Annotated in this window: 5 protein-coding genes, 1 tRNA gene, 1 other RNA gene and 1 pseudogene; 3 read left to right on the forward strand and 5 right to left on the reverse strand. The window is 74.1% G+C overall.

Translation table 11 applies throughout. The features are described 5' to 3' along the window. Positions 1-164: 164 nt before the first annotated feature. Together AC2W7G_RS08570 and AC2W7G_RS08575 are read left to right on the forward strand one after the other, a co-directional pair. A complete protein-coding gene (locus AC2W7G_RS08570; protein ID WP_485868062.1) occupies positions 165-959 on the forward strand; it encodes a phosphatase PAP2 family protein in 795 nt (264 codons plus the stop codon). Beyond that, positions 956-1,465 carry a metallophosphoesterase family protein gene (locus AC2W7G_RS08575; RefSeq protein WP_485868063.1) on the forward strand — a complete coding sequence of 170 codons (510 nt, stop codon included), beginning with the start codon at positions 956-958 and terminating at the stop codon, positions 1,463-1,465. Before AC2W7G_RS08570 ends, AC2W7G_RS08575 begins: the two co-directional genes overlap by 4 nt. A gap of 40 nt (positions 1,466-1,505) precedes the next feature. Here AC2W7G_RS08575 and AC2W7G_RS08580 read toward each other — a convergent pair. After that, positions 1,506-1,593, reverse strand: a tRNA-Ser gene (locus tag AC2W7G_RS08580). 66 nt (positions 1,594-1,659) lie between these two features. On the opposite strand from AC2W7G_RS08580, the gene ffs reads away from it, so the two are divergent. Continuing rightward, an RNA gene (gene ffs / locus AC2W7G_RS08585) (signal recognition particle sRNA small type) lies at positions 1,660-1,750 on the forward strand. A gap of 28 nt (positions 1,751-1,778) precedes the next feature. Here ffs and AC2W7G_RS08590 read toward each other — a convergent pair. From AC2W7G_RS08590 to AC2W7G_RS08605, 4 genes and pseudogenes are all read right to left on the reverse strand, one after another. Next, positions 1,779-2,408 carry a GGDEF domain-containing protein gene (locus AC2W7G_RS08590; RefSeq protein WP_485868064.1) on the reverse strand — a complete coding sequence of 210 codons (630 nt, stop codon included), beginning with the start codon at positions 2,406-2,408 and terminating at the stop codon, positions 1,779-1,781. 379 nt (positions 2,409-2,787) lie between these two features. Beyond that, positions 2,788-3,516: pseudogene (locus AC2W7G_RS08595) on the reverse strand (PAS domain-containing protein); the annotation flags it as partial. A 98-nt stretch (positions 3,517-3,614) separates the two neighbouring features. Next, positions 3,615-4,343: an EAL domain-containing protein gene (locus AC2W7G_RS08600; RefSeq protein WP_485868065.1), complete on the reverse strand. Its 729-nt coding sequence runs from the start codon at positions 4,341-4,343 to the stop codon at positions 3,615-3,617. 430 nt (positions 4,344-4,773) lie between these two features. Continuing rightward, a complete protein-coding gene (locus tag AC2W7G_RS08605; protein WP_485868066.1) occupies positions 4,774-5,346 on the reverse strand; it encodes an acyl-CoA dehydrogenase family protein in 573 nt (190 codons plus the stop codon). Positions 5,347-5,414 lie beyond the last annotated feature (68 nt).

The following is a 5,414-nucleotide window of genomic DNA, read 5'->3' on the forward strand; positions in this document are numbered from 1 at the left end:
GCGTCCGAGCCCGCAAGCCCGCGGCCGACCCCTCGGCGCGCGGGGGCGCACGGGGATACCCTGGCCGGGCCTGTCCTCGTCCCCGGGGTCCGTCCGGGGCGTGCCTGGTGCCGCGAGCCGAGCGCCGGGTGCAGCATGGGGCCAGGACGTGGGAGAGGGACGGCATGGCAATCGGCACGCGCAGCACCCTGCGTACTGCCCGCGTGCAGCTCGGCCGGGGCATGCGGGAGTTCGCGCTCATCGCTGCCCTCTACGTCGCCTACAGCGCCTCGCGCACGCTCGCGTCCGACGACGCCGCGTCCGCGCACGACCGGGCCCACGACATCCTCCAGCTGGAGCAGGCCCTGCTCCTGGACTGGGAGCACGCGATCAACCAGGTCTTCGTGCAGCACGCGTGGCTCGGCGTCGTGGCCAGCTTCTGGTACGCCACCACCCACTACGTCGTCACCGTCGTGGTGCTCGTCTGGCTCTACCTGCGCCGGCCCACCGAGTACCTCGTCGCCCGGCGCGCCATCGTCGCCGCCTCGCTCGGCGGCCTGGTCTGCTACCTGACGATGCCGACCGCCCCGCCGCGGCTGGTCGGGGCGCCCTACGTGGACGTCCTGGCCGCGCACTCGGACGTGGGCTGGTGGGGCGCCGACGCGTCCGCCCCGCGCGGCCTGGGCCACCTGACCAACGAGCTGGCCGCCTTCCCCTCGCTGCACGCGGGCTGGGCGCTGTGGGTCGCCATCGCGCTGTGGCGTGCCGGGGTGCCGGCGCTGGTGCGGCACGCCGCGGCCGTGTACGCCGTGCTCATGACCGTCAACATCATCGGCACCGGCAACCACTGGGTGCTGGACGCCGTGGTCGGCTGCGCCCTCGTCGCAGTGACGTACTGGGCGGTCGTCCGGGTCTCGACCCGGCACCAGCTCCGCGTCGCCTCGCGCGCGGCGGTGCCCGGCGCGGTGCCGCGCACGTGAGCCGCCTGCGGGTCGGCGTCGTCTCCGACACCCACGCTCCGCGGTTCTGGAAGGCCTGCCCGCCGCGCGTGCGCGAGGTGCTGGACGGCGTCGACGTCATCCTCCACGCCGGCGACGTGTGCGTGCCCGGCGTGCTGGACGAGCTGACCGCGATCGCACCGGTGCACGTCGTGCTCGGCAACAACGACGGCGCCGACGTCGCGGCCTGGGGCGGGGGCGTGCCCGAGACGCTCGAGCTTGACCTGGCCGGGCTGCCGGTGGCGATGATCCACGACAGCGGGCAGAAGGCCGGCCGGCTGAGCCGGATGCGCCGCCGCTTCCCCGAGGCGCGGCTCGTCGTCTTCGGCCACTCCCACATCCCGTCGGACGACACGGCCGACGACGGCTTCCGGGTGTTCAACCCCGGGTCGCCGACCGACAAGCGGCGCCAGCCGCACGGCACGGTGGGGCTGCTCGAGATCGCCGACGGCACCCTGCGCGACGCGCGCATCGTCCCGGTCACCTAGGGACGACGAACGCCCCGGCTCGAGGAGCCGGGGCGTCGTGTGGCGGAGGATAGGGGATTCGAACCCCTGAGGGCGTTAACCCAACCCGCGTTCCAGGCGAGCGCACTAGGCCACTATGCGAATCCTCCGTGGACGAGGGTACTGGGTCCGCCCCGGCTTCGTCACAACGGGTGGGACCTGGCTAGGATGGGGGCAACCCCTCACGCGGCGGCATCTGGCCCAACTCCCCCAGGGCAGGAATGCAGCAAGGGTAAGCAAGCTCTGCCGGGTGCGTGAGGGGCCTTTTGCTGCCCGGACGCGTGACGGCGTGGCCTCAGACGCCGACGGCGCGGTCGCGTCCGGCGTCCTTGGCCTGGTACAGCGCGTCGTCCGCGCGGGCCACGACCGACTCCAGCGTCTCGCCCGGACGCCACTGCGTGTAGCCGACCGAGCAGGTCTGCCCGCGGGGGACGCCCGAGCGGACGGCGTCGACGATCTCCTGGGCCTTCTCGGCCGGGCAGTCGTCCAGCACGAGCACGAACTCCTCGCCGCCCCAGCGACCGGCGAGGTCGGTGCGGCGGATCGTGGCGCGGATGCGTCCGGCGAACGTGCGCAGCAGGTCGTCGCCGGCCAGGTGGCCGTGGGCGTCGTTGAACCGCTTGAACAGGTCCAGGTCGAGGATGACGACGGTGACCGGCGTGCCGTCCGCCGCCGCCCGCTCGGTGAGCTGGGAGAAGCGCAGCGCCAGGTCGCGCCGGTTCGACAGGCCGGTGAGCGGGTCGCGCGCGGCCATCTCCTGGAGCTGGTGGCGCAGCCGCTCGCCGGCGAGCGCGGCGGCCATCTCGGCGGCGATGACGTCCAGGACGTCCTGGAACTCCTGCGGCCGGACGTCGTCCTCGCCGCGCCAGGCGATGGTGAGCACGGCCTGGGTCTGGCCGTCGAGCACGACCGGGTGCCAGGCCATCGCCTACGCCGGCCGCTCGAGCACCGCCGGCGCCGATCGGGCCGTCGGTGCGCACGAGCGGCTTGCCGGTCTGCCACGCCTCGCGCAGCGACGTCGTCACCATGGCGTCGGGCACCGACTGGCGGCCGAGCACGCCGTCGCGCAGCGTCACGACGCTCCAGGTGCCGGCGGACTCACGCTCGACGACGCCCACCAGGTCGCTGCCGACCAGCGACGCGACCCCCTCCAGGACGACGTGGCGGGGGTCCTCGCCCATCGACGCGGCCCGGGCGACGGCGGCGGCCGCCTCCAGCACCCGCTGGGACCGCTCGGCGGTCAGCTCGGCCTGCTTGCGGTCCGTGACGTCCTGGATGTAGCCCAGCGTCCAGCTGCGCTGGTCGTCGCCGGGCACGTTGACGAACGACAGCCACGCCCACCGCTCGGTGCCGTCGGGCAGGACGTAGCGCTGCTCGACCTGCTCGGGCGCCGTGCCGCTCTCGGCCGTCCAGATCGGCAGCCCGTCCTCGACGTCGATGACGGCCAGCGCGCTGAGGCCGAGCAGCCGCTCGCGCGGCACCTGGGCCATGTCGACGAGCCGCTCGTTGACCTCGACGAACCGGTGGTCGTCGTCCAGCAGGGCGATGCCGACCGGGCTGGCCTCGAACAGCTGGGTGAAGCGGTGCAGGCTGTCGGACAGCTGCTCCTTGACCTGCACGAGGTCGACCCGCTCGCGGCGCAGGGCCGCCTTCTCGCGGCGCAGCGCGTCCAGCAGGCGCGAGGGGAACTCGGCCAGCGCCACCCACACGGCGACGAGCACGCACACGCGCACGACGGTCTGCATGGGCGGCGTGTCCAGGACGACGAGCAGCATGCCGACGCCGATCGGCAGCAGCCACAACGAGCGCTTGGGCGGCAGCGTCAGGCCGGCGAACAGGAAGGCGAACGTGGTGACCCCGACGGTGAGCTGGGTGGACTGCGGCGCGATGGTCGACAGCGCCGTCATGCCGATCAGGCCCCAGACCGACCACGTGGCCAGCCACGCGCGCGGGCGCAGGTCCTTGACGACCTGCAGCAGCACGACCAGGCCGGTCACGTACCCGGCCAGCGCCAGCAGCACGTCCGCGCTCATCTCGTTGGTGGCGACCGTGGCGACGGCGGCGAGCGTGCCGATGATCGCGGCGGTCGTCGCCCCGTGCCGGTGCCAGGACGCGTAGCGTCCCGTGTCGCTCACGAGGCCGCTCCCGTCGCCAGGACGCTGGGACGTCCGAGCAGGTACCCCTGCCCGAGCTGCACCCCCAGCGTCACCAGGCAGGCGAGGTCCTCGGGCGTCTCGATGCCCTCCGCGACGACCCGTGCCCCGATGCGCTCGGCGAACGAGCACACCGCCGACACGAGCGCCTGGCGGGCGTCGTCGCTGTGCACGCTCTGCACGAGCGAGAGGTCCAGCTTGACCAGGTCCGGCTCGACGGCCAGCGCGTGGCGCAGGCTGGAGTAGCCCGACCCCGTGTCGTCGACGGCCACGAGCGCGCCCAGCGAGCGCAGGTGCTCCAGGACGCCGGAGAGCCGCTCGTAGTCCTCGACCGGCTGCTGCTCGGTGATCTCCAGGATGAGCCGGTGCCAGGGCATCTCCTCGGCCCAGGCCCGGAACGACGGCTCGAGCAGCGTCTCCGAGGACAGGTTGACCGACAGGCGTCCCTTGACGTGAGGGAGGAGGTCGAGTGCGCGCTCGACGGTGGCGCGCTCGAGCACGGGCCCGACGCCGCCGGCGGTGGCGTCGCTGAACCAGTCCGAGGTCGGCTTGTCGCTGCCGGGGAAGCGGGTCAGGGCCTCGTGGCCGACGACCATGCCGGTCTGCAGGTGGACGAGCGGCTGGAGCACGACCTCGAGCGCCCCGCGGGCGACCACGTCGTGCACCTGGTCGACGACGTCCGGCCCGACGCCCTCGGCGAGCAGCACGTCCAGCAGCGTCGAGCCGACGGCCTCGAGCTGGGCCAGGGTCTCGTCGCCGAGGTCGGGGCGCGGGGGTGTGCGAGGCGACGGCCAGGACGCCCCACGGCTCGCCGTCGGCGGTCGTGAGCCGCACCGCGGCCAGCGCGCCGATCTGCAGGTGCCACAGGCCCGCGAGATGGGTCAAGTGCGGGTCGGCGATGGCGTCGTGCACGAGCAGCGACGGTCGACCGGTCGCAGGCGCACTCGGCCCGCGCGTGGGTGAGCACGGTGCGCGTGCCGACCCGGGTGCTGACCGAGACGTTGCGGACGCGGCACACGGGACCGTCGAAGCGGGTGACGGCGGCCAGGTCCATGCCGAGCTGACGCCGCGCGAGGTGCAGCAGCGCGTCCACCCCGCTGAACGTCTCGACCGGCGCGACCGGCCAGGCGTCACCGCTCACGTCGTCCTCCCTGACTCGTGTGGCGAACCACACCATAGACCGGGCGGACGGCCGCCGGGGCGGGTTCGTGAAATCAGGGCATGGGGTCGACGACGCCGTGGTCGCCGACGGCGGCGGCCAGCGTGCGCAGGTGCTCGGTGCCGTCGCCCAGCAGGTGGTCGATGGCGGTGAGCCGCGCCGTGTAGTGGCCGACGGAGTACTCCGCGGTCATGCCGATGCCGCCGTGCAGCTGGATGGCCTCCTGGCCGACGTGCCGGCCGGCCTTGCTGACCTGGGCCGCCGCGCGCCGGGCCGCCTCGGGGGGCGCGCTCGGGCTGGTCGGCCAGGACGAGCGCCGCCCAGGCCGCCGTGCTGCGGGCCAGCTCGAGCGAGACGTACATGTCGGCGGCACGGAAGGTGAGCGCCTGGAACGTCTTGAGCGGGACGCCGAACTGCTTGCGGGTGCGCAGGTACTCGACGTCGTCTCCAGCGCCGTGGCCATGGCGCCGACCGACTCGTGCGCGTACGCGACGCGCGCGGTGGCCAGGGCGGCCTCCAGCGCCGCCGACGCGTCCGCTCGACGTCGCCAGCGGGGTCGCCGGCGTGCCGCTGAGGCGGCGTGCCGCGGCGCGACCGCCGTCGAACGCCGGTCGAGCCG

The organism is Aeromicrobium sp. PFPM2_SD2 (assembly GCF_057364525.1).

Coding starts and splice junctions, on each gene's coding strand:
- AC2W7G_RS08570 (WP_485868062.1), top strand. CDS start 165: ATGGCAATCGGCACGCGCAGCACCCTGCGTACTGCCCGCGTGCAGCTC.
- AC2W7G_RS08590 (WP_485868064.1), bottom strand. CDS start 2,408: ATGGCCTGGCACCCGGTCGTGCTCGACGGCCAGACCCAGGCCGTGCTC.